25 protein-coding genes are annotated in these 24,585 nt (G+C 65.5%); 4 read left to right on the top strand and 21 right to left on the bottom strand.

Annotated features, from left to right (window positions below):
• The first annotated feature begins 9 nt into the window (after positions 1-9).
• A complete protein-coding gene (locus MA09_RS08225; protein WP_036246844.1) occupies positions 10-498 on the top strand; it encodes a MarR family winged helix-turn-helix transcriptional regulator in 489 nt (162 codons plus the stop codon).
• A gap of 13 nt (positions 499-511) precedes the next feature.
• On the opposite strand, the gene MA09_RS08220 is transcribed toward MA09_RS08225, so the two are convergent.
• The 13 genes from MA09_RS08220 to cyoA form a co-directional block, all read right to left on the bottom strand.
• A complete protein-coding gene (locus tag MA09_RS08220) occupies positions 512-1,723 on the bottom strand; it encodes a YbdK family carboxylate-amine ligase (protein ID WP_229440618.1) in 1,212 nt (403 codons plus the stop codon).
• The gene (locus MA09_RS08215) at positions 1,720-2,970 is read right to left on the bottom strand and encodes a cation:proton antiporter (RefSeq protein ID WP_036246843.1); all 1,251 of its coding nucleotides are present in this window, start codon (positions 2,968-2,970) and stop codon (positions 1,720-1,722) included. Before MA09_RS08215 ends, MA09_RS08220 begins: the two co-directional genes overlap by 4 nt.
• Positions 2,963-4,012, bottom strand: coding sequence for a hypothetical protein (locus MA09_RS08210; protein ID WP_152594594.1), 1,050 nt, complete (start codon positions 4,010-4,012; stop codon positions 2,963-2,965). The genes MA09_RS08215 and MA09_RS08210 overlap by 8 nt, the downstream gene beginning before the upstream one ends.
• A 330-nt stretch (positions 4,013-4,342) precedes the next feature.
• Entirely contained in the window at positions 4,343-4,780 is a 438-nt protein-coding gene (locus MA09_RS08205; RefSeq protein ID WP_036246841.1) for an acetyltransferase, read from the bottom strand.
• 109 nt (positions 4,781-4,889) lie between these two features.
• The gene (locus MA09_RS23650; protein ID WP_051933282.1) at positions 4,890-5,573 is read right to left on the bottom strand and encodes an MOSC domain-containing protein; all 684 of its coding nucleotides are present in this window, start codon (positions 5,571-5,573) and stop codon (positions 4,890-4,892) included.
• A 19-nt stretch (positions 5,574-5,592) separates the two neighbouring features.
• The gene (locus MA09_RS08195) at positions 5,593-5,904 is read right to left on the bottom strand and encodes a cytochrome c family protein (RefSeq protein WP_051933281.1); all 312 of its coding nucleotides are present in this window, start codon (positions 5,902-5,904) and stop codon (positions 5,593-5,595) included.
• Positions 5,905-5,914: 10 nt separating this feature from the next.
• Positions 5,915-6,469, bottom strand: a complete 555-nt coding sequence (locus tag MA09_RS08190) for a response regulator transcription factor (RefSeq protein ID WP_036246840.1) — start codon at positions 6,467-6,469, stop codon at positions 5,915-5,917.
• Positions 6,466-7,806, bottom strand: coding sequence for an ATP-binding protein (locus MA09_RS08185; RefSeq protein WP_051933280.1), 1,341 nt, complete (start codon positions 7,804-7,806; stop codon positions 6,466-6,468). The genes MA09_RS08190 and MA09_RS08185 overlap by 4 nt, the downstream gene beginning before the upstream one ends.
• A 32-nt stretch (positions 7,807-7,838) precedes the next feature.
• Positions 7,839-8,639, bottom strand: coding sequence for an SURF1 family protein (locus tag MA09_RS08180; protein ID WP_036246839.1), 801 nt, complete (start codon positions 8,637-8,639; stop codon positions 7,839-7,841).
• Positions 8,640-8,659: 20 nt separating this feature from the next.
• Positions 8,660-9,061, bottom strand: coding sequence for a cytochrome o ubiquinol oxidase subunit IV (gene cyoD, locus MA09_RS08175; protein WP_036246838.1), 402 nt, complete (start codon positions 9,059-9,061; stop codon positions 8,660-8,662).
• The gene (gene cyoC / locus MA09_RS08170; protein WP_051933279.1) at positions 9,058-9,693 is read right to left on the bottom strand and encodes a cytochrome o ubiquinol oxidase subunit III; all 636 of its coding nucleotides are present in this window, start codon (positions 9,691-9,693) and stop codon (positions 9,058-9,060) included. The genes cyoD and cyoC overlap by 4 nt, the downstream gene beginning before the upstream one ends.
• Before the next feature lie 6 nt (positions 9,694-9,699).
• Positions 9,700-11,703 carry a cytochrome o ubiquinol oxidase subunit I gene (gene cyoB, locus MA09_RS08165; RefSeq protein ID WP_036246837.1) on the bottom strand — a complete coding sequence of 668 codons (2,004 nt, stop codon included), beginning with the start codon at positions 11,701-11,703 and terminating at the stop codon, positions 9,700-9,702.
• Between the two features lie 2 nt (positions 11,704-11,705).
• Entirely contained in the window at positions 11,706-12,755 is a 1,050-nt protein-coding gene (gene cyoA, locus MA09_RS08160; protein ID WP_081897483.1) for a ubiquinol oxidase subunit II, read from the bottom strand.
• A gap of 208 nt (positions 12,756-12,963) precedes the next feature.
• On the opposite strand from cyoA, the gene MA09_RS08155 reads away from it, so the two are divergent.
• A complete protein-coding gene (locus MA09_RS08155) occupies positions 12,964-14,307 on the top strand; it encodes an MFS transporter (protein ID WP_036246836.1) in 1,344 nt (447 codons plus the stop codon).
• A 361-nt stretch (positions 14,308-14,668) separates the two neighbouring features.
• Here MA09_RS08155 and MA09_RS08150 read toward each other — a convergent pair whose 3' ends face one another.
• The 3 genes from MA09_RS08150 to MA09_RS08140 form a co-directional block, all read right to left on the bottom strand.
• Positions 14,669-15,262, bottom strand: a complete 594-nt coding sequence (locus MA09_RS08150; RefSeq protein ID WP_036246835.1) for a TetR/AcrR family transcriptional regulator — start codon at positions 15,260-15,262, stop codon at positions 14,669-14,671.
• A 296-nt stretch (positions 15,263-15,558) separates the two neighbouring features.
• On the bottom strand, positions 15,559-16,482 hold the full coding sequence (locus tag MA09_RS08145) for a ZIP family metal transporter (RefSeq protein WP_051933278.1): 924 nt from the start codon (positions 16,480-16,482) through the stop codon (positions 15,559-15,561).
• Between the two features lie 52 nt (positions 16,483-16,534).
• A complete protein-coding gene (locus tag MA09_RS08140) occupies positions 16,535-17,566 on the bottom strand; it encodes a manganese catalase family protein (protein ID WP_036246833.1) in 1,032 nt (343 codons plus the stop codon).
• A 354-nt stretch (positions 17,567-17,920) separates the two neighbouring features.
• Here MA09_RS08140 and MA09_RS08135 point away from each other — a divergent pair, with 354 nt between their 5' ends.
• Positions 17,921-18,517, top strand: a complete 597-nt coding sequence (locus MA09_RS08135; RefSeq protein WP_036246832.1) for a hemerythrin domain-containing protein — start codon at positions 17,921-17,923, stop codon at positions 18,515-18,517.
• Positions 18,518-18,588: 71 nt separating this feature from the next.
• Here MA09_RS08135 and MA09_RS08130 read toward each other — a convergent pair whose 3' ends face one another.
• From MA09_RS08130 to MA09_RS08110, 5 genes are all read right to left on the bottom strand, one after another.
• The gene (locus MA09_RS08130) at positions 18,589-19,608 is read right to left on the bottom strand and encodes a patatin-like phospholipase family protein (protein WP_036246831.1); all 1,020 of its coding nucleotides are present in this window, start codon (positions 19,606-19,608) and stop codon (positions 18,589-18,591) included.
• Positions 19,609-19,807: 199 nt separating this feature from the next.
• Positions 19,808-20,554 carry an LrgB family protein gene (locus MA09_RS08125; RefSeq protein ID WP_036246830.1) on the bottom strand — a complete coding sequence of 249 codons (747 nt, stop codon included), beginning with the start codon at positions 20,552-20,554 and terminating at the stop codon, positions 19,808-19,810.
• Positions 20,547-20,894, bottom strand: coding sequence for a CidA/LrgA family protein (locus MA09_RS08120; protein ID WP_036246829.1), 348 nt, complete (start codon positions 20,892-20,894; stop codon positions 20,547-20,549). Before MA09_RS08120 ends, MA09_RS08125 begins: the two co-directional genes overlap by 8 nt.
• Positions 20,895-20,973: 79 nt before the next feature.
• Positions 20,974-22,062 (bottom strand): 4-hydroxyphenylpyruvate dioxygenase, encoded by a 1,089-nt coding sequence (gene hppD, locus MA09_RS08115; protein WP_036246828.1) that lies wholly within the window; start codon positions 22,060-22,062, stop codon positions 20,974-20,976.
• Between the two features lie 65 nt (positions 22,063-22,127).
• Complete coding sequence (locus MA09_RS08110) at positions 22,128-23,033, bottom strand: LysR family transcriptional regulator (RefSeq protein WP_036247418.1); 906 nt, start codon at positions 23,031-23,033, stop codon at positions 22,128-22,130.
• A gap of 164 nt (positions 23,034-23,197) precedes the next feature.
• Here MA09_RS08110 and hmgA point away from each other — a divergent pair, with 164 nt between their 5' ends.
• Positions 23,198-24,517, top strand: a complete 1,320-nt coding sequence (hmgA, locus tag MA09_RS08105; protein WP_036246827.1) for a homogentisate 1,2-dioxygenase — start codon at positions 23,198-23,200, stop codon at positions 24,515-24,517.
• Positions 24,518-24,585 lie beyond the last annotated feature (68 nt).

The following is a 24,585-nucleotide window of genomic DNA, read 5'->3' as shown; positions in this document are numbered from 1 at the left end:
GATCGCGCCATGCCAGAGAATCCCGCCATCCTTCCAGAGAACGAGCAGCCGCAACGTGTACTGAGGCAGTTCCGTATCGTTTTCAACGCAGTCAAGAGCCATTTCCGCCAGGTCGAGCGCGAAGCCGGCCTGGGCGGCGCCCAGCTGTGGGCCTTGTCGGTCATCGACCGCCATCCCGGTATCGGCGCCACCGGCCTGGCGCGCGAGCTCGACATCCACCAGTCGACCGCCAGCAACCTGGTGCGCGGGCTGGCCGAGCGCGGTTTCGTCACCGGCAGCCGCGAGGGAGCGGACCGGCGCAACGTCGCGCTCCATCTCCAGCCGGCCGGGCGCGAGGTGCTGCGGCGCGCCCCGATGCCTTTTGCCGGCGTGCTGCCCGACGCCCTGGCCAGTCTGGACGAGCAGACCCTGCAGCAGCTGGAGGAGAACCTCGCCCGGCTGATCGCACGGCTCGACGTCGACGAGACGGCGGGCCGTACGCCGCTGTCCCAGCTGTAGTCCCGTCTTCGGCTCAGTTGCCTGGGCGCGGCGGCGCCTCGAAGATCTCGCTGGCGATCCGCGCCAGGTCGTTCATCCCGCCACCGCCGGCGAGGTGGCGGCGCAACAGCCCGGCCTGGCCGCCGTCCTTCATCAAGCCTTCGATCACGGCGCACGCCTGGCCGAATCCCGGATCGGTCGAGCGCCGTGCCAGGCGCTCCAGGTCGGCGCGGATGACTTCGGCCACCGGCGCCGACACGCCGGTCTCGGGGTCGATCCAGCTGGCATCGACGCCGTCGCGGGCGGCATTGAAGCGGTTCCAGGTGTACAGCTCGCGGCTGCCGTTGGTGGGCCAGGCCCCTGCCCGGTCCGCGAAGTCGAGGCAGAGCTCGCGCGCGTAGCAGGCCAGCGCGGCGGCGTATTCCGGCCGCAGCGGCGTGTCCAGCACGCGCAGCTCGATGGTGCCGTACTCGGGCTTGGGCCGCACGTCCCAATAGAAATCCTTGATGCTGTTGACGATGCCGAAGCCCGCAAGGCGATCGAAATAATCGCGGAAATCCTGCCAACTGCGCAGGCCGGACGGCTGGATGCCGCTCATCGGGAAGGCGCCGACCACGTTGCTGCGTGAGCTGCAGAAGCCCGACACCTCTCCCTGCCAGCACACCGAATTGGCGGACAAGGCAATGAACAGCGGCGCGCGCTGGGTCAGCCAGGCGCACAGGCGCACCGCTTCGTCGGCCGTGCCGGCGCCGATGTGCACGTGCATGCCGAACACGGTGAACAGCTTGGCCAGGTAGCCGTACTTGCGTTCGGACTCGAAATAGCGCGCCTTCGGGAAGATGCGCTGCTCGTTCCAGCGCTGGAACGGATGGGCTCCGCCGCCCGAGACCGAGGCGCCGACTTCGAAGGCGGCGCGCTGGACCGTACTGCGGATATGCTCCAGCTGCTCGCTGGCTTCGCCGTAGGACTGGAGGATCGAGGTGGCCACTTCCAGCATCGAGGTCGTGATCTCGGGCGTGTGCACCCAGGGCTTGTCATGTTTGTCGAGCACCCGCAGGATGTCGGGTGCGGCCGGGAACAGGTCATAGGTCAGGCGGTCGAGCACCATCAGTTCCAGCTCGATGCCCATCGTGCCCACGGTCGAGGTCTTGAAATCGGGCAGGAAGGCCGGCCCCTTCCCGGCCACCGCCTGTGCCTGTGCCCGGGCCAGGCGCGCTGCTTCGTCCATGTTCAAGGGTGCGCTCATGCTTCCACCTCCTCCTTCTTGCCGATGCCGCGTTCTTCGTGGGGTGCTGCGTGCCGGTAGGTCTCCCCGGCCATGCGCAGGCCGAGCCAGGTCAGGCCGGGCGCCAGCAGCACGTTCAGGGCCAGCAGCGCACCCATCATCTCGCTCGATGCGGCATCCAGGCCCGTGTAGGCATTCAGCGTCGTGTCGACCACCAGCCCGCCATAGCTGACCAGCGAGCACATCGACAGGGCCATCGCATGCTTCTTGGTGCGATCCCAGGCCGTGGCCGGCACCAGGGCCGCGCGGGTGGCGGCGATGCGCACCGCGAACACGGCGAGCGCCGCCAGCAGGGTCCAGCCCTGGGCCAGCTGCTGCAGGTCCACCAGCGCCGCCGACATCAGGAACAGCAGCACGTAGCCGATGTCCTGCGCGGTCTTGAGCTGGGCCTGGAACACGTTGTCGCGCCGCTCCGCATTGCGCAGCAGTAGCCCCATCAGCAGCAGCGACAGCAGCGAGCTCGCCGCCGACACCGAGCACAGGCCGAGGTCGATCAGCAGCGCGGCCAGCAGCATGCCGGGACGCATGGTCGCGGGTACCTTGCACAGCCGCGTCGCCGCGGCATACAGGCCGTAGGACAGCAAGGCGATGGCCGCGCCCAGCACCAGCTTGCCGCCCTGGCGCATCAGTTCCTCGCCCAGGCCAGTCGTGGCATTCACGCCCTGACTACGTGTCCACGCCAGCGTCAGCGCCAGCATCAATAACGCGACCAGGCTGCTCAGGCCGACCATGTTGGCGGTGGCGAAGGTGCTGGTCCCGCTGGCATTTTCGTCGGCCACCATGGAGTTGACGATGACCGGGTTCACCGCGATCAGGATCGAAGCGATGAAGATGGACGCGCCCCAGGGTAAGCCGACCAGGCGCAGCGTCACCGCCACCGCCACGCAGCGTGCCAGCGTGGCCAGCAGCAGGCTCCCGCCCTGGCGTCCGCTGCGCAGCAGCCAGGCCAGGTCCATCTTGCGGCCGACCTCGAACAGCACCAGGGCCGAGGCGGCGTTGAGCAACTCCTGGAACTGCGCCAGCAGCGGGCGGTCGATCAGGTTGCCGCCGGTCGCGCCCAGCAGCAGGCCGGCCAGGACGGCCCCATAAAGCTTGGGCACCCTGAAGCGTTGCAGCAGCATGCCGAGCACCAGTGCCAGCATCAGGCCGGCGCCCAGCACGGCAAGGGGCGACAGCAGCCACAGGGGCGTCGAGAGATCTTCATTCATGGCGGGCCTCCCAGGCATGGGCAAGCTTGCCCAGTTCGCGCTCGAGCAGGACCGCGCGCGCCCTGGCGGCTTCCTGCAGGGCTGCGCCGGTGGCGGCGGGCAGCTCGCTGGAGATACGCGCGCGCACGATCCCGCCCTCGTCGCGCAGCGGAATCCACAATTGCCCGGAGACCGTGGCGCCTTCCCGCCAGACGGCCAGGAACTTGGCGCCGGTGCGGTCACCGGAGATGGCCGGTTCGATCAGGCTGAAGTTGCGCAGCCATTCGGCGCCCGGGAAGCGGCGCGCCAGCAGCAGTTGCATCGCGCTGCGCTGCTCCAGTCGGGCGTCGTCGCGCGAATGCGGCAGGTGCATCTGGGCCTGCCCGAGGCTGGCGCTGCGTAGGTCCAGGCAGGCGCCGTCGCTGACCCAGCGCCAGCTATCGGCAGCCAGCAGGCGCGGCTTGCCGTTGGTGGCGTCCAGCCACGCAGTCATCAGCGGCGTACGGCTTGGTTCCGGATTGGCGGCGTCGATGGCGCGCACCGCCCCTGCGATGTTCTTCCAGTGGCCGGCCTGCCAGTGACGGGTCGGAATGCGATCCGATGGACGCCAGCGCCACAGCACCACCGACCACTGCCCGCCTTCCTGGCGCCAGACCATTCCGGCTTGTACCATCCCCCCGGTCTGGACCAGCAGGGACTGCCCGCTCCAGGCCGCGCTCCACGGGCGCAATACGGCGCCGACACCCGCGCCAAGGCGGTGCCAGGCGATGGCAGCCGCAGGCAGGCAGGTGTTCGGGTTGGCCGGTACATCCTGCCAGTACAGCATTTCCAGGCGCTGGCTCCAGGCGCAATGGCGCAAGGCGGGCGTTCCCATGGGGGCCAGGGCGGGCTCGACCGGCGCCGCGCAGGTGCCGGCACGCGTACCGCTCAGCTCGGTGAAGTCCGCGACTGCGGGAGCGGCCGGCGTGCGGCCGGCCGCCGCGACTGGCGGCGCGTGAAGCGCACCCAGCACGAGGATGCCGGCGAAGATCGGCGCCAGGCTGCGTTGGGGTGATATCGTCATGACGATCCGGGACACGCGGGTCGTCGGAAAAAACATTGCGTTCAAGTTTCCTCCGGTGGGACGCACAGGGGAAGCCTGGGCTTCGGCCTGGCGGTGGGCCGGCCGGCGCCGCGATCGCGCCAGCTGCGGCAAGCTGGGCCGCGGCACCGAAAAAAGTCCCCCGACACAGTGCGGGGGACGAAAAGAAACGGACTCAACCGCATCATCGCTGATCGGGTGCCAGGCCGTTGCTGGCCGGCACCACGCAGCTATGATGGACTAAAAATAGTGCGAAGGCAACCCAATTTGTCCAAATGTATTTACTTGAAGCCTGAAGAAGGACCGCTTCTACTATGGCTGGCGCATGTGCAGCAGAGGATATGGACGTCCCGCATCGTCGGTTGGCGAGCGTCCGGTCGGCTCGAAACCCATATGGCGATAGAACCCGACCGCCTGCAGGTTTTGCTCGTTGACGTCGACCGTCAGGCGTCCGGCAAGGCTTTCGGCATGCGACAGCAACCGGCGGCCCACGCCATGGCCGCGGCTGGCAGGGTCGACGAAGAGTGCGTCGACGTGGGCACCGCTCAGCCCCAGGAAGCCGCGCGCCTTCCCTGCGTCGTCGAGCGCGACCCATACCCGGGTAGCAGGCAGGTAGTGCTCGGCGACGAGGACTTCGATCTCGCGGAAGTCGGCTTCGGAAAGGAAGTCATGGGTGGCGCGGACGCTGGCGCGCCAGATGTCCGCCAAGGGGGCGGCGTCGGAAACGGTCGATAGGCGGATCGGATGCATGGTGTCTTCTTCGTGTTGACACCACAATTGTGCCTTAAAGCACGCTTTCGGTGTGCGGGACCGGGTCAAGGCACAGGACGGGTAATGGTTGGCGCTGCCGGTCCGTGTCCTAGGATTCGCTGAGCGCGTGGAAACCGCTGCCGTCCCAGCGCGGCAGCGCAGCGCCGGCGCGCGCCGGCGCCGCTTTCGCCGCATGGGCAGGCCCGAGCCGCGCGAGCAGGCGCGGAAAAGCACGGCAATAGCTCGACTGTACGCCCGCAACAAAGGCCAGGTCGGCATAGCCGATCACCTGTCCCGGCGGCACCGCGTGGAGCACCTGCGCCACCCGCTCGCGCCAGTCTTCCGGCAGTGCCGGCAGCCGCCCGTCGAGCAGGGTCACCGGATCGCCGACACGGATCTCGCCCCCCGCCAGCACCCGCGCCAGCACGCCGCGCCGTCCACCGATGGCGCGTGCCAGCCCGGCCGCATGCTTGTCCAGGCTGCCGCATGCCTCGCACTGGAAGCTCAGGCGCAGGCTCGCTTCCCTGCCGATGCGCAGCACGGTGCCGGAGGCCATGCCGGCGGTGTCGATATCGAGGAGCAGGTTCTCGCGCAGGGCGTTCGGCGGCAAGCCCAGCGCTTCGTAGGCGGATGCGCCTGCCACCAGTACCTGGCGCGGCGAGCGTGGATCGGCATGGATGTCCCCGGCCAGGCCGCACCCGGCCATTGCCTGGGCCCGGTCGCACTGCGTGGGCGCGGCGGTGACGGCGCTGCGCACCGCGATCCCGAGGACTGTTCCGACTTGACGTGCCATGCGAGGAAGCCAGCGCTGCTCAGCGCCGGCCGCCGGTAGCAGTCGAGGGCGGCGCCGGATGCGCGCGCAGGAAGGCCGCCAGGTTCTGTTCGTTCCAGGTAAAGCCGGCTTTCTTGAGGGCGGGCGAATAGTCGAAATCGGGTGCGGAGCCGGCGCGGCGGCCGATGATGCCGTTGAGTTGCGGGCCGAAGTTGCTGCGCGCGCCTGGCCCCACCTGGTGGCAGTTGACGCAGCGCTTGAAGGCCGCACGGCCGGCGGCCAGCGAATCGGCGTGCAAGGCCGGTGCGGAGAGAAGCAAGGGCAAACAGGCCAGCAGTGCGCGCAGCCTCATCGCCGCTCCCCTACTTTACCCGCTGCTTCTCGAGCTTGCGCGCCAGCGTGCGCCGGTGCAGCCCGAGGCGGCGCGCCGCTTCCGAGATGTTGAAGTCGGTCTCGGCCAGCACCGCGTGGATGCGCTCCCATTCCAGGGTCTTGATGGAGGTGGAGCGGTTAGTGACCTCGACATCCGTACTGCCGGCCACGTGCCCGAAAGCGGCTTCGATGTCGTCGGTGTTGGACGGCTTGGCCAGGTACTGGACCGCACCGAGCTTGATCGCCTCCACGGCGGTGGCGATGCTGGCAAATCCGGTCAAAACCACGATCAGCATGTCCGGGTCGTGTTCGTGCAGCAGCTGGACGCAGGCCAGGCCCGAGCTGTTGCCCTTGAGTTTCAGGTCGACCACGGCATACCCGGGGGACTGCGCGGGAGGAAGCTGCGCCAGCAGCGCAGCCGCCTCGTCGTGGCCCGGCGCGACCAGCACGCGGTAGCCGCGCCGTTCGAACGAGCGGCTCAGGGTGCGCGCAAACGCCTCGTCGTCTTCGATGAGCAGCAGCAGGCGCGAAGTAGTTTCTGTCAAGTGCCTTCCTTTTCCAGTTCGATGCTGCCCAGTGGCAGCGTCAGGCTCACCTGCGCCCCGCCCTCCGGCCGGTTGGCCGCGACTACCGAACCACCCAGCTTGCGTGCCACGTTCACGGCCAGGAACAGGCCCAGGCCGCGGCCCGGCTTGGACTTGGTGGACTGGTAGGGCTTGCCGATCTGGCCGAGCATGCTCGGCGCGAAGCCCGGGCCGCGATCGGTGACCATCACATGGAGGGTGCCGTCCTCGATCCAGGTGTCCAGGCCGACCCAGTCGGGCGAGGCCTCGAGCGCGTTGTCGAGCAGGTTGTCGATGGTCTGCTTGAGCGCGGAATCGGAGGCGACGGGCCGGTCCTCCAGGATGCGGTTATTGTACTGGAAGGCGCCGACCTGCCGGCTCGCACGCCAGCCGCTGACGACGCCGTCGAGGAAGCTGCGCACGGTCGTGCGCACCGCCGATTCGCCGCGGGCTTCGCCGGCAGACAGCAGGATGCCGCTGACGATCGTCTTGCAGCGCTGCAGCTGGGTCTGCATCTCGGCGATCTCTTCCAGCAGGGCCGGATCGTCGCGGAACTGCGGCATGCGCTTCCAGTCGCCCAGGATGACCGATACGGTGGCGAGCGGCGTACCCAGCTCGTGGGCCGCGCCCGAAGCCAGCAGGCCCATGCGCACAATATGTTCTTCTTCAACAGCCTGCTGGCGCAGCGCCGCGAGTTGGGCGGCCTTGTCGCGCAGGGTGTCGGAAATGCGCGAGATGAACATCACCAGCAGCGCGGCGTTGAGGCCGAAGCACACCAGCAGGCCATGGATGTACAGGCTCGAAATGCCGCGCGCATGGTCGAAGGGCAGCGCGAGCGGTTGGGCGTACATGGCCAGGCCCGCCATGCAGGCGATGGTGATCAGGACGATGGTCCAGGTCCACATTACTTCCAGCAGCACCGCCGACAGGATCACCTGCAGCAGGTAGAGGAAGGCGAAGGGATTGGTGATGCCGCCCGACAGGTAGAGCAGCACGGTCAGGCTGGCGACGTCCACCAGCAGGGCCATGAACATTTCGGTGTTCGAGACCGGCCGGCGCTCGTGCCAGCGCAGGTGGCTGGCCACGTTGAAGGCGATCAGGCAGGCCAGTACCTGCAGCATCGGCAGGAGCGGCAGCTCGATGCCGAAGACGAGGATGGCCGAGGCGATGGTCGTGACCTGGCCGATGACGGCGATCCAGCGCAGCTCGATCAGCTGCAGCATGTTCTTGTGCCCGGCGGCGAATTCCACGTTCGCGGCGGCCGCCTGGGGCGAGCTGCGGCCCGCCTTGGCGAAGAAATCGAGGGGGTTCTGGATCATGCCCGTGCGGTGTTGTCAGTCATCGCCACGGATCAGTCGTCGGACACTGCAGCGCCGTGCCGGCTGACCCACCACCACGCAGCGCCGACCATCAGGGCCAGCGCGTACCAGGTCAAGGCATAGACAAGGTGATTGTTGACGAAGGAGATGACGGTCAGCCCGCCGACCGCACGCTCGGGCGCGCCGGCAGGATCCTGGCCCTTGCCGGCGTCCACAAAGAACGGTGCGACATTCGACAGCCCGCGTGCGGCGCCGAGCGCCTGCACGTCGCGCGAGAACCAGCGGTTATTGGCCGGATCGTTTTCGCGCAGGAAGCCGCCGCCCGGCTCGCTGATGCGCAGCAGGCCGGTGACTTCGACCTGTTCTCCCCCGTTCGCGCAGGGATCGGCGGCGGCACGGCGGGCAGGATAGGTCCCGGGTTTGTTGTCCGCAGCGGGAATGAAGCCGCGGTTGATGAAGACGATATGGCCCTCAGCCGTACAAAGCGGCGTGAGCAGCCAGAAGCCCGCGCCAAGCTCGGAGACGGCCTGCACGGGTGCGGTGTATTCGTAGAGGTAATGCCCGGCCAGGCGTACACGCCGGTATTCGTCGGATTCTTTGGATACCTGCGCCCAGCGGGCAGGCGCGGGCGCCGCGACCGGAGCCGCATGCACGCGCGATTCCACGCGTTCGATGAGGTCCAGCTTCCACTGCAGGCGAACCACCTGCCAGGTGCCGAGACCCAGAAAAAGCGCGACCAGCAGGAGGGCTGCCACCGCCAGCATCCGCCGCGCAAAAGCGCTGCGTGGAGGATGGGCGGCAGGTCCTGCCTGCTGGTCGCGTGCTTGCTGCATTGACGAGCGGGTACTATCGATTACTGCATGTCGTGCATGCCGTGGGTGGTGTCGCTGGCCCCACCCATGGACGGCATCATGTTGGCGTTCATGTGGGTCATGACCCAGATCGAACCGGCCAGCACGATGACAAGCAGGACGACGGTCAGGATCAGCGCCATCATGTTCCAGCCGCCTTCCGACTTCGAGTTCATGTGCAGGAAGTAGATCATCTGCACGACGAACTGGACGCCGGCGAAGCCCATGATCACGAACTTCGTCGTTTCCGGCGGCAGCACGTTGCCCATGACGAGCCAGAACGGGATCGCGGTCAGGATCAGCGACAGCACGAAGCCGATCGCGTAGTCCTTCATCGCATAGTGCGTGACGAAGCTGGTGTGACCGTCGTGGTCGTGCTCGTGGTGGTGGATGTGGTCGCTCATGGCAGCACTCCCATCAGGTAGACAAAGGTGAACACGCCGATCCAGACGACGTCCAGGAAGTGCCAGAACAGCGACAGGCACTGCAGGCGGCGGAAGTTCTCGGTGTTGATGCCGTGCTTGGCAAGCTGGACCATCAGGGTCACCAGCCAGATTGCGCCGAACAGAACGTGCAGGCCGTGGGTACCGACCAGCGCGAAGAACGCGGTCAGGAAGCCGCTGCGCTGCGGACCGGCACCCTGGTGGATCAGGTGCAGGAACTCGTAGATCTCCAGCGACAGGAAGGCCACGCCCAGCAGGCCGGTCACGCCCATCCAGAGCAGGGTCGCGCCCAGCTTCTTGGCCTGGGCCGAGATCATCGCGACACCGAAGGTGATCGACGACAGCAGCAGGAAGCCGGTGTTGATGGCGATCAGCGTCAGGTCGAACAGCTCGGCGCCGGTCGGACCGCCGGCGTAGTTACGGCCCAGCACCGCATAGGTGGCGAACAGGGACGCGAAGATGAGGCAGTCGCTCATCAGATAGATCCAGAAGCCCAGCAGCGTGCCCTGCTCCGGATGGTGCTCGCGCACCATGTAGCGCGCGGTCACCTCGTCGGCGGACAGGCCGCCGGGAATAGTTGCATTATTTGCCATATTGTTTCAGACGTAGCTCTTCAGCAGACGGGTATGCGCTTCCTCGGTGCGGGCCACTTCCTCCGCCGGGATGTAGAAATCGCGCTTGTAGTTAAACGTGTGGACGATGATCGCGGCCATCATGGCGACGAAGGATACGGCGAGCAGCAGCCACATGTGCCAGATGATCGCGAAGCCGACCACGGCCGACAGTGCCGAGATGACGAAGCCGGCCCAGGTGTTCTTGGGCATGTGGATCGCCACGAAGTCCTTCAGCGGACGCTGGTAGCCGTTCTTCTTCATGTCGGCGAAGGTGTCGTTGTCGTGCACCACCGGGGTGAAGGCGAAGTTGTAGTCCGGCGGCGGCGACGAGGTCGCCCACTCCAGCGTACGGCCATCCCACGGGTCGCCGGTGACGTCGCGCAGCTTGGCGCGGTCTTTCCAGGTGAAGAAGAGCTGCAGCACCAGCGCACCGATACCGGCGGCGATCATCAGGGTACCGAACAGCGAGATCTGGAACAGCGGCTGCAGTTCCGGGTCTTCGAAGTGGCTGGTACGACGGGTCACGCCCATGAAGCCCAGGATATACGGCGGAATGAAGGCGAACCAGAAACCGATCGACCACATCCAGAACGACACCTTGCCCCAGAACTGGTTCAGCTTGACGCCGAACATCTTCGGTGCCCAGTAGTTGAAGCCGGCGAACAGGCCGAACACCACGCCGCCGATGATCACGTTGTGGAAGTGCGCGACCAGGAACAGCGAGTTGTGCAGCACGAAGTCGGCCGCGGGAATAGCCAGCATCACGCCGGTCATGCCGCCGATGACGAAGGTCAGCATGAAGGACACGGTCCACATCATCGGCAGTTCGAAGCGGATACGGCCGCGGTACATGGTGAACAGCCAGTTGAAGATCTTCGCCCCGGTCGGGATCGAGATGATCATCGTGGTGATGCCGAAGAACGAGTTCACGCTCGCGCCGCTGCCCATCGTGAAGAAGTGGTGCAGCCAGACCAGGTAGGACAGGACCATGATGACGCAGGTCGCGTACACCATCGAGGTGTAGCCGAACAGGCGCTTGCTGCAGAAGGTCGAGACGACTTCCGAGAAGATGCCGAAGGCCGGCAGGATCAGGATGTACACCTCGGGGTGGCCCCAGATCCAGATCAGGTTCACGTACATCATCGCGTTGCCGCCACGGTCGTTCGTGAAGAACGCGGTGTCGAACAGGCGGTCCATGCCCAGCATGGCCAGCACGGCGGTCAGGATCGGGAAGGTGATCACGATCAGGATGTTGGTGCACAGCGAAGTCCAGACGAAGACAGGCATCTTCATCAGGCCCATGCCCGGTGCGCGCATCTTGACGATGGTGACGATCAGGTTCACGCCGGACAGCAAGGTACCGACACCCGCGATCTGCAATGACCAGATGTAGTAGTCGACGCCGACCCCGGGACTTGCCAGGATGCCCGACAGCGGCGGATAGGCCAGCCAGCCGGTACGTGCGAATTCACCCACGAACAGCGAGGCCATGACCAGCACGGCGCCCATGGTGGTCATCCAGAACGAGAAGTTGTTCAGGAACGGGAAGGCCACGTCGCGTGCGCCGATCTGCAGCGGCACGACGTAGTTCATCAGGCCCGTCACGAACGGCATCGCCACGAAGAAGATCATGATCACGCCGTGGGCGGTGAAGATCTGGTCGTAGTGGTCCGGTGGCAGGAAGCCCTTGTTGGCGCCGAAGGCGAAAGCCTGCTGGGCGCGCATCATCAGCGCGTCGGCAAAGCCGCGCAGGAACATGATGATGCCGAGGATCATGTACATGATACCGATTTTCTTGTGGTCGATACTGGTGAACCAGTTGTTCCACAAGTTGCCCCACTGGCGGAAGTAGGTGATCAGGGCCACCAGGCCCAGGCCACCTGCGATCACGCCGGCGAAGGTCGCGATCAGGATCGGCTCATGGAAGGGAATTGCGTCCCAGCTGAGCCGACCGAAGATAAGCTTCGTCAGGTCGAGAGAGTCTTGCATGATTACTTCTTCACAGAATTGTTAGGGGTGCCGACCGAGGTGACCAATGCTGGGCCACCGGCTTCCGGCGTGACGCACATTTCCGCTTCCGCCAGCTGGGCAACGCTGCCCTGCTTCGGCAGGCGCTTGGCCGCCGCGGCGATCGCGTTGCGCTTGTGGTCCTGGGCCATCTGCTCGTTCATGCAGACATTGCCTTCGGCCACGCAGCGGTTCAGGATGCGGTTGAACAGTGCGGTTTCGACCTGGCCGTAGTAGCGCACCGGCTCACGCACGGACGGCTTTTCCAGGGTCAGGTAGCCGGCGCGGTTCAGCTGTTCCGGATTGGCCTTCATCTTTTGCACCCAAGCATCGAACTCGCCCGCGGTCACGCCCTTGTAGGCGAAGTGCATGTGCGAGAAGCCCTCGCCGCTGAAGTTGGCGGACAGGCCCTTGTAGTCGCCCGGCTTGTTCAGCACCGCGTTCAGGGTCGTCTCCATGCCCGGCATCGCGTAGATCATGCCGGCCAGCGTCGGGATGTAGAAGGTGTTCATCACGGTCGACGAGGTGATCTTGAAGCGGATCGGGGTGTCGATCGGGGTGACCAGTTCGTTCACCGAAGCGATGCCCTGCTCCGGATAGATGAACAGCCATTTCCAGTCGAGCGCCACGACCTGCACTTCCAGCGGCTTGGTCGACGCCGGGATCGGACGGTTCTCGTCGATGCGGTCGAGCGGACGGTACGGGTCCAGCTTGTGGGTCGAGACCCAGGTGATCAGGCCGAGGACGATGATGATGAGGAGCGGTGCACCCCAGATCACGAGTTCGAGCTTGGTCGAGTGGTCCCAGTCCGGTTCGTATTTCGCATTCGCGCTCTTGCGATAACGCCATGCGAACAGGACCGTCAGGATCATCACCGGGACGATGATGATCAACATGAGCAGGACCGAGATGGTGATCAAGTCTGCCTGCTGTCTTGCAATATCGCCGGTGGGATTCATCACGACCGTGTTGCAGCCAGCCAGCGCTGCAAGCGGGAGTAACGGGAGTCCGCGGCGGACAATTTTAGGAATCATGCTAGGTATCTAACGTTACATGGGAATAAGAACATGCTACTGTAACGCCAACGGCCTTCGGCAACCATTGGACACTTTGTCCCACCCTTGCTATATTGCAATTGCGACATTGCTGCTTTTTTATTATCGCCTTGTCGTAAAACACTATAGAAAACAGGGTGCAACTTCAGGCTGCTGCAGGCCGGGCTGACCCCAAGGAGACGAAGATATGCAAAGCACGACGACGTACGGCGGCGCAGGTGCCGCTCCCATCACCCATCCAACCAGCGGGGCTCGCAACATCAATGCCCGGGACGGCGAAATCCACCCGGGAGAAATAGCCGTCGGCGTGGTCATTGGCCGCGCCTCGGAATATTTCGAATTCTTCGTCTATGCAATTGCTTCGGTACTAGTATTCCCTGCGGTTTTTTTCCCGTGGGCTGACCGGCTCGAAGCGACACTCTACTCGTTTATCGTTTTTTCGTTCGCATTCATCGCGCGCCCCTTCGGCACGGTGATCTTCATGTGGCTGCAGACCCGGTTCAGCCGCGAGATCAAGCTCACCATTGCGCTCGTCATGATGGGTACCAGCACGATCGTGATTTCCTTCCTGCCCACGTATGACCGCATCGGCATGACTGCCGTGGTGATCCTGGCCCTGATGCGCATCGGCCAGGGCATCGCCCAGGGCGGCTCCTGGGATGGCCTGCCCTCGCTGCTGGCCTTGAGCGCCCCCGAAAACAAGCGCGGCTTTTATGCGATGCTGGGCCAGCTCGCGGCACCGGTCGGCTTTCTGATCGCGGCCGGCCTGTTCGCCTTCCTGCTCACGAACCTGACGCAGGACGACTTCCTGGTCTGGGGCTGGCGTTATCCGTTCTTCTGCGCGTTCGCGATTAATATCGTGGCCCTGTTCGCCCGCCTGCGCCTGGTTTCGACGAGCGAGTATTCGCGCCTGCTGGATTCGCACGAGCTCGACCCGGCCCCGGTTGGCGAACTCGTCAAGTCCCAAGGTAGCAACATCGCCATCGGCGCCCTCGCCGCCCTGGCGAGCTACGCCCTGTTCCACCTGGTGACCGTGTTCCCGCTGTCCTGGATCCAGCTCTACGATACCCGCCCGATGGACGAGTTCCTGCACGTCCAGATGTGGGGCGCGGGCCTGGCGGTGCTGGCAATCCTGGCCTCGGGCTTCATCGCCGACAGGGTCGGCCGCCGCACCACCCTCGGCACCCTGGCCGTGTTGATCGGCCTGTTCTCGCTCGCGGTGCCTTCGCTGATCGACGGCGGCGTGACCGGCCAGAACACCTTCATCCTGGTCGGCTTCGCGCTGCTGGGCCTGTCGTACGGCCAGGCGGCCGGCGCGGTGACCGCGAACTTCAAGCAGCAATACCGCTACACCGGCGCAGCACTGACCTCGGACCTGGCCTGGCTGGTCGGCGCGGCCTTCGCACCGCTGGTCGCACTGGGCCTGTCGGCGCACTTCGGCCTCGGCTATGTGTCGCTGTATCTGCTGTCCGGCGCAGTCGGTTCGCTGGCGGCGCTGAGCCTCAACCGCGCCCTGGAGATCCGCGACTAAGCTTTTCCTGTCGCACAGGACAACGCCCCGCGGCGCATGGCGCCCGGGGCGTTTCTGTTTTCCGCAACACTTGCCGTGGCGGCGGCAGCCACAGCTTCCAGCCATAGACCTGCTTCGCGCCGCGGACGAGCGCCTGCCGGGCGAGCGCAGCGGAGGCCGTGCTGGCGCCGACAGCGTGGGCAGCACGATTCTGAATGGGCGCTCATGCAGCTCTTTCAGGAGTGAGGGACAAAAGGAAAGCCGGCAGGAAAATATGATCCAGATAATATGACGCCTGTCATATTGCGGATGATGATGCGCGTAATATGACGAATGTCATATTTGCGGTCGGTGCGGGCCGCCTCTATAGGCGGCCGGCTATTCAAACGGACCGGGAGGCAAATTGCGACACCAAAGCCTGGCGAGCGGCGCCCAGTGCCGCCCTGCCCTCGGCATTGTCGCCATGGATTCGCGCCAGCTGCAGGTTGCCCACGAGGGCGCCGGCAATCACGCCGGCCAGTGCCGGGTCGGCATCCTCGGGCAGGGTCGACGCGACACGGCGCACCAGCCGGTCGACGCGCCGTGCCGATGCAATGCGCACGACTTCCTCCTGGCGCGGCATCTCGCTCGCCAGCGCGCCAACCACGCAACCGTCCTCGGGATGCGCCAGGTGCTCGTCGGAAAGATAGAGCTCGATCAGTGCCTGCAAGGCGTTACCGGTCTCAAGCGTGCGTGCCGCGATCCCCTCGTCCAGCACAGCACTGCTGATGGCGCCCGCATGTTCGATCGCCGCGACCAGCAAGGCATCGCGGGATTCGAAATGGGCGTAGAAGCCCCCATGGGTCAAGCCGGCTTCCTTCATGACCTCGGCCACGCCGACGCCGGCGTAACCATGGCGACGCACTGCCCTGCCGGCAGCCTCGACGATCCGGTGATGGGACTGCTCGCGCTTGCTGGCCTTGGCCGATGTAGTCATGACACCCCCTTATATGACGCTTATCATATTACGCGCGTCATATTTCTCCGTCAAGCGGGTGCTACTACAGACCGCTGCGAATCTTCGAAGGCGCGCGATCAAGGCAATGGCAGGAATTGGAGGCACGACTACCCAAAGGAATCTGGTCCGCATTGCTGCCGGCCAGGTCACCATGGAGGGCGTGCTCGAGGTGCCGGCGACGCCGGCCCCACGCTCAAACGCCAGATGGGCGCCCCGAGCCGCGAACTGGGCACGCGTTTCGACATCGCGGGCCTGCCGTTGACGATCAGGCCGGGCTAGGCCAATGCCGTGTCGAGCACCGTCATCAGGATGAAACCGAACACGAGTGCGATACTGGCAAAGGTGCCGTTGCCGTTCTGGCGGTACTCCGGAATGACGTCGTTGACGATCACGAACAGCATCGCACCACCCGCAGCGGCCAGCGCGAATGGCAGCAGCCCCGCCGCGATGCCGATGAGCGCCACGCCGAAGGCGGCGGCCACCGGTTCGATCAGGCCGGAAACCACGCCCATCCCGACTGCCACCAGGCGACTGCAGCCGACCGTCCGCAGCGCGAGCGCCACGACCAGCCCTTCGGGCACGTCCTGGATCGACACGCCCGTGGTGAGCGCATTGGCCTTTTCCAGGTCGATGCCGGCATGCGCGACCCCGATTGCCAGTCCTTCCGGCAGGTTGTGCAGGGCGACGGCCCAGACGAAGAGCCAGGCGCGGCGCACCGATACGACGTTTTCGTCACCTTCAAGGATGCCTTCGGCGCGGACGGCACGTCCCAGCAACAGGATGGCCCCTGCTCCCGCCATGATGCCGGCGCCGGCCATCAGGCTCGCCTCCCAGCTGCCGGCCCCGGCGGACTTGGCCGCGGCGATGGCCGGGATGACCAGCGAAAACGCGGTCGCGCCCAGCATCACGCCGGCGCCGAAGCCGAGGAAGCAGTCGTAGGTGCGCTTCGAGAAATTCTGTGCGAACAGGACCGGCAAGGTGCCCAGCGCCGTGGCGGCAGCGGCGGTGGCGCCGCCGATCAGGGCCCGGTGCATCTTGGGATTGGCATTCATGATCTGCTCCGCAAGGCTGCCAAGCAGGAGGATGCAGCCGACGCTGCAGATAAGGAAGCCGACGACGTGGCGGAACGTCAGGGCGCGCAGGAACCCGCGGGCCGCGAGCAACCTGTTGTCATGCGATTTGTCCGTGTGTGAGTCCATGCAGTATCCACGATGGTCGCCGCGCCGCCGGATCCGGCGGCGCGGCACTGCCTTACTTCTTGGTTGGTTTCATTGCCTTCATCGACTTGGCCACACCCTTGTCGACCGGGTGGGACAGGCCGGTGTCGTCCAGCTGTCCGCCCTTGTTCATGGTGGTCGGCTGGCCCATCGCATTGCCCGAGGACCCGCCCATCGTAGCACCACTATCCGATTGCATGCTCATGCCGAGCTCCGCACCGGTGCGCGGCGAGGACATCGGGTCGGACATGGTGCGCATCGCCATCTGCTTGAGGATGTCGATATCGCTGCCCGGCAGGGCCACTTCGGCCTCGCCGGTGCCGCCGTCCACCGCCATCTGCTTTTCACGGTCGGTGACGAAGTCCCAGTCGGCGCCCTGGTTCCAGGGGCCGCGCATCTCGCCCGGGCCTTGCGACATGTTGTAGTACACGCTGGCGAAGCGCGGATCGGCCGGCATTTTACCGGCTGGGAAGTTCGGCTCGATGGCGTAAAGCGCTTTTTCGAAGGACTTCTGGTGCGCCACTTCGCGGGTCATCAGGAAACCCAGCGCTTCCTTCACACCCGGATCGTCGGTCAGCGCGATCAGGCGCTCGTACACGATCTTGGCGCGCGCCTCGGCGGCGATGTTCGAGCGCAGGTCGGCGGTCGGCTCGGTGATCGAGTCGATATAGGCTGCGGTCCAGGGCACGCCGGCCGAATTGATCAGCGGGGTACCGGCGCCATACAGCACCTGGGTGATGTGGCTGTCATTGCCCGGGCCGGTGATGGCCCGGTACATGTCGGCTTCGCTGTCGATGGCTTCTGCCAGGCGGCCCTTGGCACCCTTGTTCAGCATGGCGACGATGTGGCCGATCACCTCGAGGTGGCTGAGCTCCTCGGTCGCAATGTCGAACAGCATGTCCTTGCGGCCCGGATCGTCTTCGGCGACGGCCTGGGTAAAGTAGCGCATGGCCGCGGCGAGTTCGCCCTGCGGACCGCCGAACTGCTCCAGCATCAGGTTCGCCAGCGCTGGGTTCGGTTCGCTGACGCGAACCGTGTACTGCAGGCGTTTGTTATGTGCAAACATGGACAATTCCTCCGATCATGAGTCATTGGGCGCGCCAGGGCGTCGCCGTCCAGTGGCACCGGACGCGGCCGGTTACCGTGAATCACATGTTGGCAGGATGACCCGACAGTGTGGATCAGGTGTTCGCGCATAACTTTGTAGGACTAGAGCGACAATTAATGAACTTGATGGAAATGTTGGAATTGATAAATAAGAGTATGTACGAGGTGCTGATGCGCGCGATGCGGAGACTGAGGGCCTGGACGTGCGCCGCCCTGCGTTCGACGCCGACAAGGGCGCGGCGCGTACTCCTACAGTAAAGACGAGCGGCACGGCACTACCATGTTAGCTATATGACCACAAAGGGGGTAACACATGTTCAACCTGAATAAGCTGAGCCCGACGATCACCAACATGATCCGTTTCGACCATTCGCACGTCATGGTCACCTTCCACCAGTACGAGAAGGACAAGCCGCCGCGCGTGAAGAAGGCGCTGGCCGATACCATTTGCGACGCGCTGGAAATCCACGCCACGCTCGAGGAAGAGATTTTTTATCCAGTGATGCGCCAGCGCGACGCGGGCGAGCCCTTCATGCACAAGGCCGAGCCGGAGCACATGGAGATGCGCCGCCTGATCGCCGAGCTGCGCCGTACCAGCGGTTCCGACCCGCGCCACGACAAGCTGGTGATGGAACTGATGCGCGACGTGATGCATCACGTGGCCGACGAGGAAACCACCCTGCTGCCGCACGCCGAGGCCAAGCTGAGCCGCGAAATGCTGTCGGACATGGGGGCCAAGATGACCCGTCGCCGCATGGAACTGGTGGGGCCGAAGGCCGGCAAGCTGGCCAAGGAACATGCGGTCGGCTTCGGCGGCAGCGGTGCCGCCCTGGTGGTCGGTCTGGCCAGCGCGCTGTTCGCCGTCAAGGCCTTCGGTCCGAAGAAGACCTGGAAGTCGACCCCGGCCTGATTTTCCTTCCTGCCTTCCCATGCCGGCCGCCTGGCTCTGCCAGCGGCCGGTTCCGTTTGCGGCAGCGCTTTTCAGGGACGGAAGACCAGCGCCGGGTCGATCGTCGCGCACAGCCCGACGTCCTCGAGGTTCTCGGCCAGCCAGGCCTCGGCCGCGGCCACGCCGCGCTCGTGCAGCATCTCGAGGAAACCCGGTTCGGAATTGAACTTGCTGGAGATGCTCAGCTCCTTGAGCCCCTCCAGCGCACTGATCATGTGCAGCCGGACCGGTGCGAAGGTGACCGCCTCGCCGCGCTCTTCGTTCGGGACCGCGCGGTTGTGCAGCAGGGCATTTACCTCGCGCACAAAGCTGATGTTGAATGCCACCTCGTTGGCGCGGTTGCTGATATCGGCCATGCTGCGCGGAACCTCGGTGCGCGCGATCGGGTTGATCTGCACCACCAGCAGGTCCTGCCCAAGGTTCGCATCCACCAATGGCGCCAGCGGCGGATTGGCAGTGTAGCCGCCGTCCCAGTACAGGGCGCCGTCGACTTCGACCGACGCGAACACGGTCGGCAGGCAGGCCGATGCCATCACGCGCTGCACGTCGAGTTCGGCCCGCGTCCATACCTTGCCGCCACCCGTGTTCAGGTTGGTGGCATTGATGAATACCTGCAGTTCCTCGCAGGCGCGGACCCGCTCGAAGTCGATGTGTGCAGTCAAGAAGTTGCGTAAGGGGTTCACGGTCAGCGGCATTTCGCGCACCGGGCCGACCAGCGCCCCGGCCATTTCCATCAGCTGGTAGAACGGCGAATGGCTCATCGTGAAGCCGCCGGCCAGGTGATCCATGGGGGTGCGCTGCAAGGGGCTGAAGACGGCGGTCAGGCCGAGCGCCCGCCAGAAGCGGGCCAGCGCGGCGCGCGCCCCTTCGCGTCCGCCGCCGCGCGCATAGCCGTCGGCCATGACGGCGGCGTTGATGGCGCCCGCGCTGACGCCGCTGAGCGCCTCGATCTCGAGGCTTTCCTCCTGCAACAGGCGGTCGAGCACGCCCCAGGTGAAGGCGCCGTAGGACCCGGCGCCCTGCAGGCCCAGGCTGATTTTTTTCTTAGGCATTGACAAAGCCAGACTCCATGGAAAAAGACAGCGGCCGGAATGGCCGCATGAATGCCTTCGAGTCTAGCAATTTGAGTGAATTGACGGCGCGACGCTGAGCGATGTCCATGGACTGCCCTACAGGCAAGTGCCTGTAGGGCAGCTGGTCCGCCGTGGTGCCGGACGTACACCGGTTCCGTTGGACCCTCCTCGCGCCGCCTCAGCCCAGCCATCCGATCGCGACCGGCACCAGCCATGGCGCCACCAGCGCGGTCAGCGCACCGTTCAGGCCCATCGCGAGGCCGGCAAAAGCGCCCATCTCGGCATTCACCTGGAAGGCGCGGGCGGTGCCGATGCCATGGGAAGCCAGGCCGAGCGCAAAACCACGCGCCAACGGAGACGCGATGCGCAGGCGGTCGAACAGCCACGGCCCCGTGATCGCGCCGAAGATGCCGGTGGCGATCACTGTCGCAGCGGTGAACGCCGGGATGCCGCCGAGCCGTTCCGACACCGCCATCGCGATCGGCGACGTGGCCGACTTCGGACCCAGGGTCGCGGCCAGCTGCGGACTCGCGCCCAGCAGCAGGGCGATGGCGACGCTGGAGACGATCGCCGTCACCGATCCGAGCACCAGGGCCAAGGCCAGCGCTCGGCCTGCCTTGCGCAGACGCGGCAGCTGGCGCACCAGCGGCAGCGCCAGGGCCACCGTGGCCGGGCCAAGCAGGAAATGGACGAACTGGGCGCCGGCGAAATAGCGCTGGTAGGACATGCCGGACAGCCAGAGCCCCCCTGCGACCAGGGCGATCGAGATCGCCACCGGGTTCGCCAGCGGCGCCCCCTTGAAAAAGGTGGTGATGCGGTGGGCCGCCAGGTAGGCGCACAGGGTCATTGTCAGCCCCAGCAGCGGCGAAGCCGAGAGGTAGACCCAGAACTGGGAGAGTCCGCTGAGATTGCCAATGTCAGGCATCGCCGTCCTTCCCGGGTAGTCCGCGCAGCAGCAGGCCGGTGACGGCCAGCGTCAGGGCCGTGCTGGCGACCAGCGAGGCAAGGATCGCGAGCCAGTGTCCGCTGCCGCTGGCTGCAGTGGCATAGATGCCGACACCGGCCGGGACGAACAGCAGCGACAGGTGGGACAGCAGGGTGTTGGCGGCCTCCTCGATCCGCTTCTCCAGCGGCGGCCAGGCCAGCAAGGCTGCCATCAGGAGCAGCATGCCGGCGACCGGGCCGGGAATGGGAAGCTTGAGCAGGAAGACGATGCCTTCGCCGAGGCACTGGAACAGCAGGAGAATGGTGAAGGCGGCGAGCATGAGGCTTTGTTGTTTGCAAAGCGCTCAGAATAGCAAAATGGGGCGGGCGGCGTGCTCCGCACCGCCCCTGATCCGAAACTCAGGCCTCCACGCTCGCGCCGGCGATGGCGCCCCGGCGCAGCTGGTCCCGCTCGATCGACTCGAACAGCGCCTTGAAGTTGCCCTCGCCGAAGCCGTCGTCGCCCTTGCGCTGGATGAACTCGAAGAACACCGGTCCCAGCTGGGTCTCCGAGAAGATCTGCAGCAGCAGGCGCGCATTGCCGTCCTTGACGGCGCCGTCCAGCAGCAGGCCGCGCGCCTTCAATGCGTCGGCGTTTTCGCCATGGCCTGGAACGCGCCCGTCCAGCATCTCATAATAGGTGTCGGGCGGGGCCTTCATCAGTGGCACGCCGGCCTCGCGCAGGCTATCCACGGTCTTGATCAGATCATCGGTGAGCAGCGCGATGTGCTGGATGCCCTCGCCATTGAACTGCATGAGGAACTCCTCGATCTGGCCGCCGCCTGCCTTGCCCTCTTCGTTCAGCGGGATCCGGATCATGCCGTCCGGCGCGGTCATGGCCTTGGAAGTCAGGCCGGTGTACTCGCCCTTGATATCGAAATAGCGGATCTCGCGGAAGTTGAAGAGTTTCTCGTAGAAGCCGGCCCAGAAGGCCATGCGGCCGCGATACACGTTATGGGTCAGGTGGTCGATGATCTTCAGGCCGTGACCCACCGGGTTGCGGTCGACGCCGTCGATGAATTCGAAGTCGATGTCATAGATCGACTTGCCGTCTTCAAAGCGGTCGATCAGGTACAGCGGCGCACCGCCGATGCCCTTGATGGCCGGCAGGCGCAGTTCCATCGGGCCGGTCGGGATCTCGACCGCCTGGGCGCCCAGTTCCAGCGCACGCGCGTAGGCTTGATGCGAATCCTTGACGCGGAAGGCCATGCCGCAGGCCGACGGGCCGTGCTCGGCGGCGAAATAGGCGGCGTAGCTTTTCGGCTCGTTGTTGATGATGAAGTTGATGCCGCCCTGGCGGTACAGGCTCACCTGCTTGGAGCGGTGCACGGCCACCTTGGTGAAGCCCAGCTTCTCGAACACTTCTTCCAGCACGCCCGGCGTCGGGGACGCGAACTCGACGAACTCGAAGCCCATCAGGCCCATGGGGTTCTCAAACAGGTCTGCCATTTTTCTATTCCTTGTCAGTCGTTGGTCAAGCGGCCATGTGTCTCGGCATGGCCGGTAAGTCTCTTCTACTCCGCAAATACTTCCGCCAGCAATCCACGCAACCACTGGTTGCCCGGGTCCTGGTTGTAGCGCCGGTGCCAGAACACATTGGTCTGCAAGGACGGCAAGGCCAACGGCGGCGTAATCCATTCCAGGCCGAAGGGCAGGCAGGCCCGCTCGGCCAGTTTCTGCGGCACGGTGACCACCAGGTCGCTCGTGCTCACCATGTAGGGCACCGCCGTGAAGTGCGGCACCCGGAAGCGCACCGATGGGCCGATGCCCGCGCGCGCCAGCAGCGCGTTGATGCGGTCGTATGGACTCTCGCTCGCATCGACCAGCATGTGCTCGGCCTTCACGAAACGCTCCAGCGTCACCTCCCCCTTCCCGAGCGGATGGCCCTTGCGGAACATCGTTACGTAGGGCTGGCGGAACAGCTGGCGCTGGTACAGCGCTTCCGAGATGTCCTCGAAGGGCCCGACCGCCAGGTCCACCCGCCCGCCTTCCATTTCCTCTTTCAGCGCCAGGGCGCCCGCGCGCACCGAACTGATCTCGAGCAGCGGAGCGAGTGCCTTGCAGCGTTCGATCAGCGCCGGCATGAAGTAGATCTCGCCCACGTCCGTCATCGCCAGCACGAAGCGCCGGTGGCTGGTGGCCGGGTCGAAGCGGCTGCGCTGGTTCAGCGCCAGCGCGACCTGGGCCATCGCCACGCCGATCGGCTCGGCCATCTGCGTCGCCAACGGCGTCGGCTGCATGCCGGCGGCCGTGCGCACGAACAGCTCGTCGCCGAAAGAGCGGCGCAGGCGCGCCAGCGCGTTGCTCACCGCCGACTGGCTCAGTCCCAGCTTGCGCGCGGCCGAGGAAATCTGGCGTTCCCGGTAGACTTCCTGGAAAACCGAGAGCAGGTTCAGGTCGATGGTGTGCGGTTCGATCATGGCGCGTTTTGCATGGGCTGCATTGTGGGCGCGGCACCCGCGCACGAACAGCAATATTTAGATGGTGAATAGTCTACATTTTTCTATTCACCTCGTAAAACATGGTGATTTCTTCTAGAGTAGCGCCCAATGCAACCCACGTCCTTACGCCAGGAGAGACCGCCATGAGCCCAACCGTCGACCGCCAGCCTGCTTCCACGGGCGCCTACATGAGCGGCTTCGGCAACGAGTTCGCCACCGAGGCCCTGCCCGGCGCCCTGCCCCAGCACCGCAATTCGCCGCAGCGGGTGGCCTATGGCCTGTATGCCGAGCAGATCTCCGGCACCGCCTTCACCGCGCCGCGCAGCCACAACCGCCGCTCCTGGCTGTACCGGATCCGCCCGGCCGCGGTGCACGGGACCTTCACGCCGATCGACGCAGGCCGCATCGTGTCGCGCTTCGATACCCCGGCGCCGCCCAACCAGCTGCGCTGGAGCCCCCTGCCCATGCCCGACGTCCCGACCGACTTCATCGACGGCTGGGTCACCATGGCCGGCAACGGCTCGCCGGAAGCCATGACTGGCTGCGCCATCCACCTCTACGCCGCCAACAAGGACATGGAAGGGCGCTACTTCTACAGCGCCGACGGGGAGCTGCTGCTGGTGCCGCAACTGGGCCGCTTGGCTGTTGCCACGGAGCTCGGCTTGCTGGAAGTCGAGCCGCAGGAGATCGCCGTGATCCCGCGCGGGGTGCGCTTCCAGGTCAAGCTCCCCGACGGCCAGGCGCGCGGCTATATCTGCGAGAACTTCGGCGCCCTCCTGCAATTGCCGGACATGGGGCCGATCGGCTCGAACGGCCTGGCCAATCCGCGCGACTTCCTCACCCCTGCCGCGCGCTACGAAGACCTGGAAGGCGACTTCGAGCTGGTGGCGAAGTTCTGCGGCGGCCTGTGGCGCGCTCGAATCGGGCATTCGCCGCTCGACGTGGTGGCCTGGCACGGCAATTACGCCCCGTACAAATACGACCTGCGCCACTTCAGCACGATCGGCTCGATCAGCTACGACCATCCGGATCCGTCGATCTTCCTGGTGCTGCAGTCGCCCAGCGACACCCCGGGCGTGGACACGCTCGATTTCGTCATTTTCCCGCCCCGTTGGCTGGTCGGGGAGGACACCTTCCGCCCGCCCTGGTTCCACCGCAACGTGGCGAGCGAATTCATGGGCCTGATCCACGGCGCCTACGACGCCAAGGCGGAAGGCTTCGTGCCGGGCGGCGCCAGCCTGCACAACTGCATGAGCGGCCACGGCCCGGATGCCGCCACCTTCGAGAAGGCCAGCGAAGCGGACACCAGCCGCCCGCACAAGGTGCCTGATACGATGGCCTTCATGTTCGAGACCCGCCACGTCATCGTGCCGACGCCGTATGCGCTGTCTTCGCCCCAGCTGCAAGCCGACTACCAGCAGTGCTGGGCGGGCATCGCCAAGCATTTCCGGCCGGTAGCGTAACGATGTCAGCCTGACAATCCGTGTGGCGCGAAAGGGCCCCGCCATGCGATGATGCGGGGGTACGCCAC

Origin of the sequence: Massilia sp. BSC265, assembly GCF_000740675.1 — a bacterium.
Taxonomy (GTDB): Bacteria; Pseudomonadota; Gammaproteobacteria; order Burkholderiales; family Burkholderiaceae_D; genus Telluria.
Note: the sequence above shows the minus strand (reverse complement) of the source record. Positions and strands in the feature narration are given on the sequence as shown.

Bases quoted from the DNA above. Each gene is read 5' to 3' on its own strand.
- MA09_RS08225 (WP_036246844.1), top strand. From the start codon at position 10: ATGCCAGAGAATCCCGCCATCCTTCCAGAGAACGAGCAGCCGCAACGT.
- MA09_RS08220 (WP_229440618.1), bottom strand. From the start codon at position 1,723: ATGAGCGCACCCTTGAACATGGACGAAGCAGCGCGCCTGGCCCGGGCA.
- MA09_RS08215 (WP_036246843.1), bottom strand. From the start codon at position 2,970: ATGAATGAAGATCTCTCGACGCCCCTGTGGCTGCTGTCGCCCCTTGCC.
- MA09_RS08210 (WP_152594594.1), bottom strand. From the start codon at position 4,012: ATGACGATATCACCCCAACGCAGCCTGGCGCCGATCTTCGCCGGCATC.
- MA09_RS08205 (WP_036246841.1), bottom strand. From the start codon at position 4,780: ATGCATCCGATCCGCCTATCGACCGTTTCCGACGCCGCCCCCTTGGCG.
- MA09_RS23650 (WP_051933282.1), bottom strand. From the start codon at position 5,573: ATGGCACGTCAAGTCGGAACAGTCCTCGGGATCGCGGTGCGCAGCGCC.
- MA09_RS08195 (WP_051933281.1), bottom strand. From the start codon at position 5,904: ATGAGGCTGCGCGCACTGCTGGCCTGTTTGCCCTTGCTTCTCTCCGCA.
- MA09_RS08185 (WP_051933280.1), bottom strand. From the start codon at position 7,806: ATGATCCAGAACCCCCTCGATTTCTTCGCCAAGGCGGGCCGCAGCTCG.
- MA09_RS08180 (WP_036246839.1), bottom strand. From the start codon at position 8,639: ATGCAGCAAGCACGCGACCAGCAGGCAGGACCTGCCGCCCATCCTCCA.
- cyoD (WP_036246838.1), bottom strand. From the start codon at position 9,061: ATGAGCGACCACATCCACCACCACGAGCACGACCACGACGGTCACACC.
- cyoC (WP_051933279.1), bottom strand. From the start codon at position 9,693: ATGGCAAATAATGCAACTATTCCCGGCGGCCTGTCCGCCGACGAGGTG.
- cyoB (WP_036246837.1), bottom strand. From the start codon at position 11,703: ATGCAAGACTCTCTCGACCTGACGAAGCTTATCTTCGGTCGGCTCAGC.
- cyoA (WP_081897483.1), bottom strand. From the start codon at position 12,755: ATGATTCCTAAAATTGTCCGCCGCGGACTCCCGTTACTCCCGCTTGCA.
- MA09_RS08155 (WP_036246836.1), top strand. From the start codon at position 12,964: ATGCAAAGCACGACGACGTACGGCGGCGCAGGTGCCGCTCCCATCACC.
- MA09_RS08150 (WP_036246835.1), bottom strand. From the start codon at position 15,262: ATGACTACATCGGCCAAGGCCAGCAAGCGCGAGCAGTCCCATCACCGG.
- MA09_RS08145 (WP_051933278.1), bottom strand. From the start codon at position 16,482: ATGGACTCACACACGGACAAATCGCATGACAACAGGTTGCTCGCGGCC.
- MA09_RS08140 (WP_036246833.1), bottom strand. From the start codon at position 17,566: ATGTTTGCACATAACAAACGCCTGCAGTACACGGTTCGCGTCAGCGAA.
- MA09_RS08135 (WP_036246832.1), top strand. From the start codon at position 17,921: ATGTTCAACCTGAATAAGCTGAGCCCGACGATCACCAACATGATCCGT.
- MA09_RS08130 (WP_036246831.1), bottom strand. From the start codon at position 19,608: ATGCCTAAGAAAAAAATCAGCCTGGGCCTGCAGGGCGCCGGGTCCTAC.
- MA09_RS08125 (WP_036246830.1), bottom strand. From the start codon at position 20,554: ATGCCTGACATTGGCAATCTCAGCGGACTCTCCCAGTTCTGGGTCTAC.
- MA09_RS08120 (WP_036246829.1), bottom strand. From the start codon at position 20,894: ATGCTCGCCGCCTTCACCATTCTCCTGCTGTTCCAGTGCCTCGGCGAA.
- hppD (WP_036246828.1), bottom strand. From the start codon at position 22,062: ATGGCAGACCTGTTTGAGAACCCCATGGGCCTGATGGGCTTCGAGTTC.
- MA09_RS08110 (WP_036247418.1), bottom strand. From the start codon at position 23,033: ATGATCGAACCGCACACCATCGACCTGAACCTGCTCTCGGTTTTCCAG.
- hmgA (WP_036246827.1), top strand. From the start codon at position 23,198: ATGAGCCCAACCGTCGACCGCCAGCCTGCTTCCACGGGCGCCTACATG.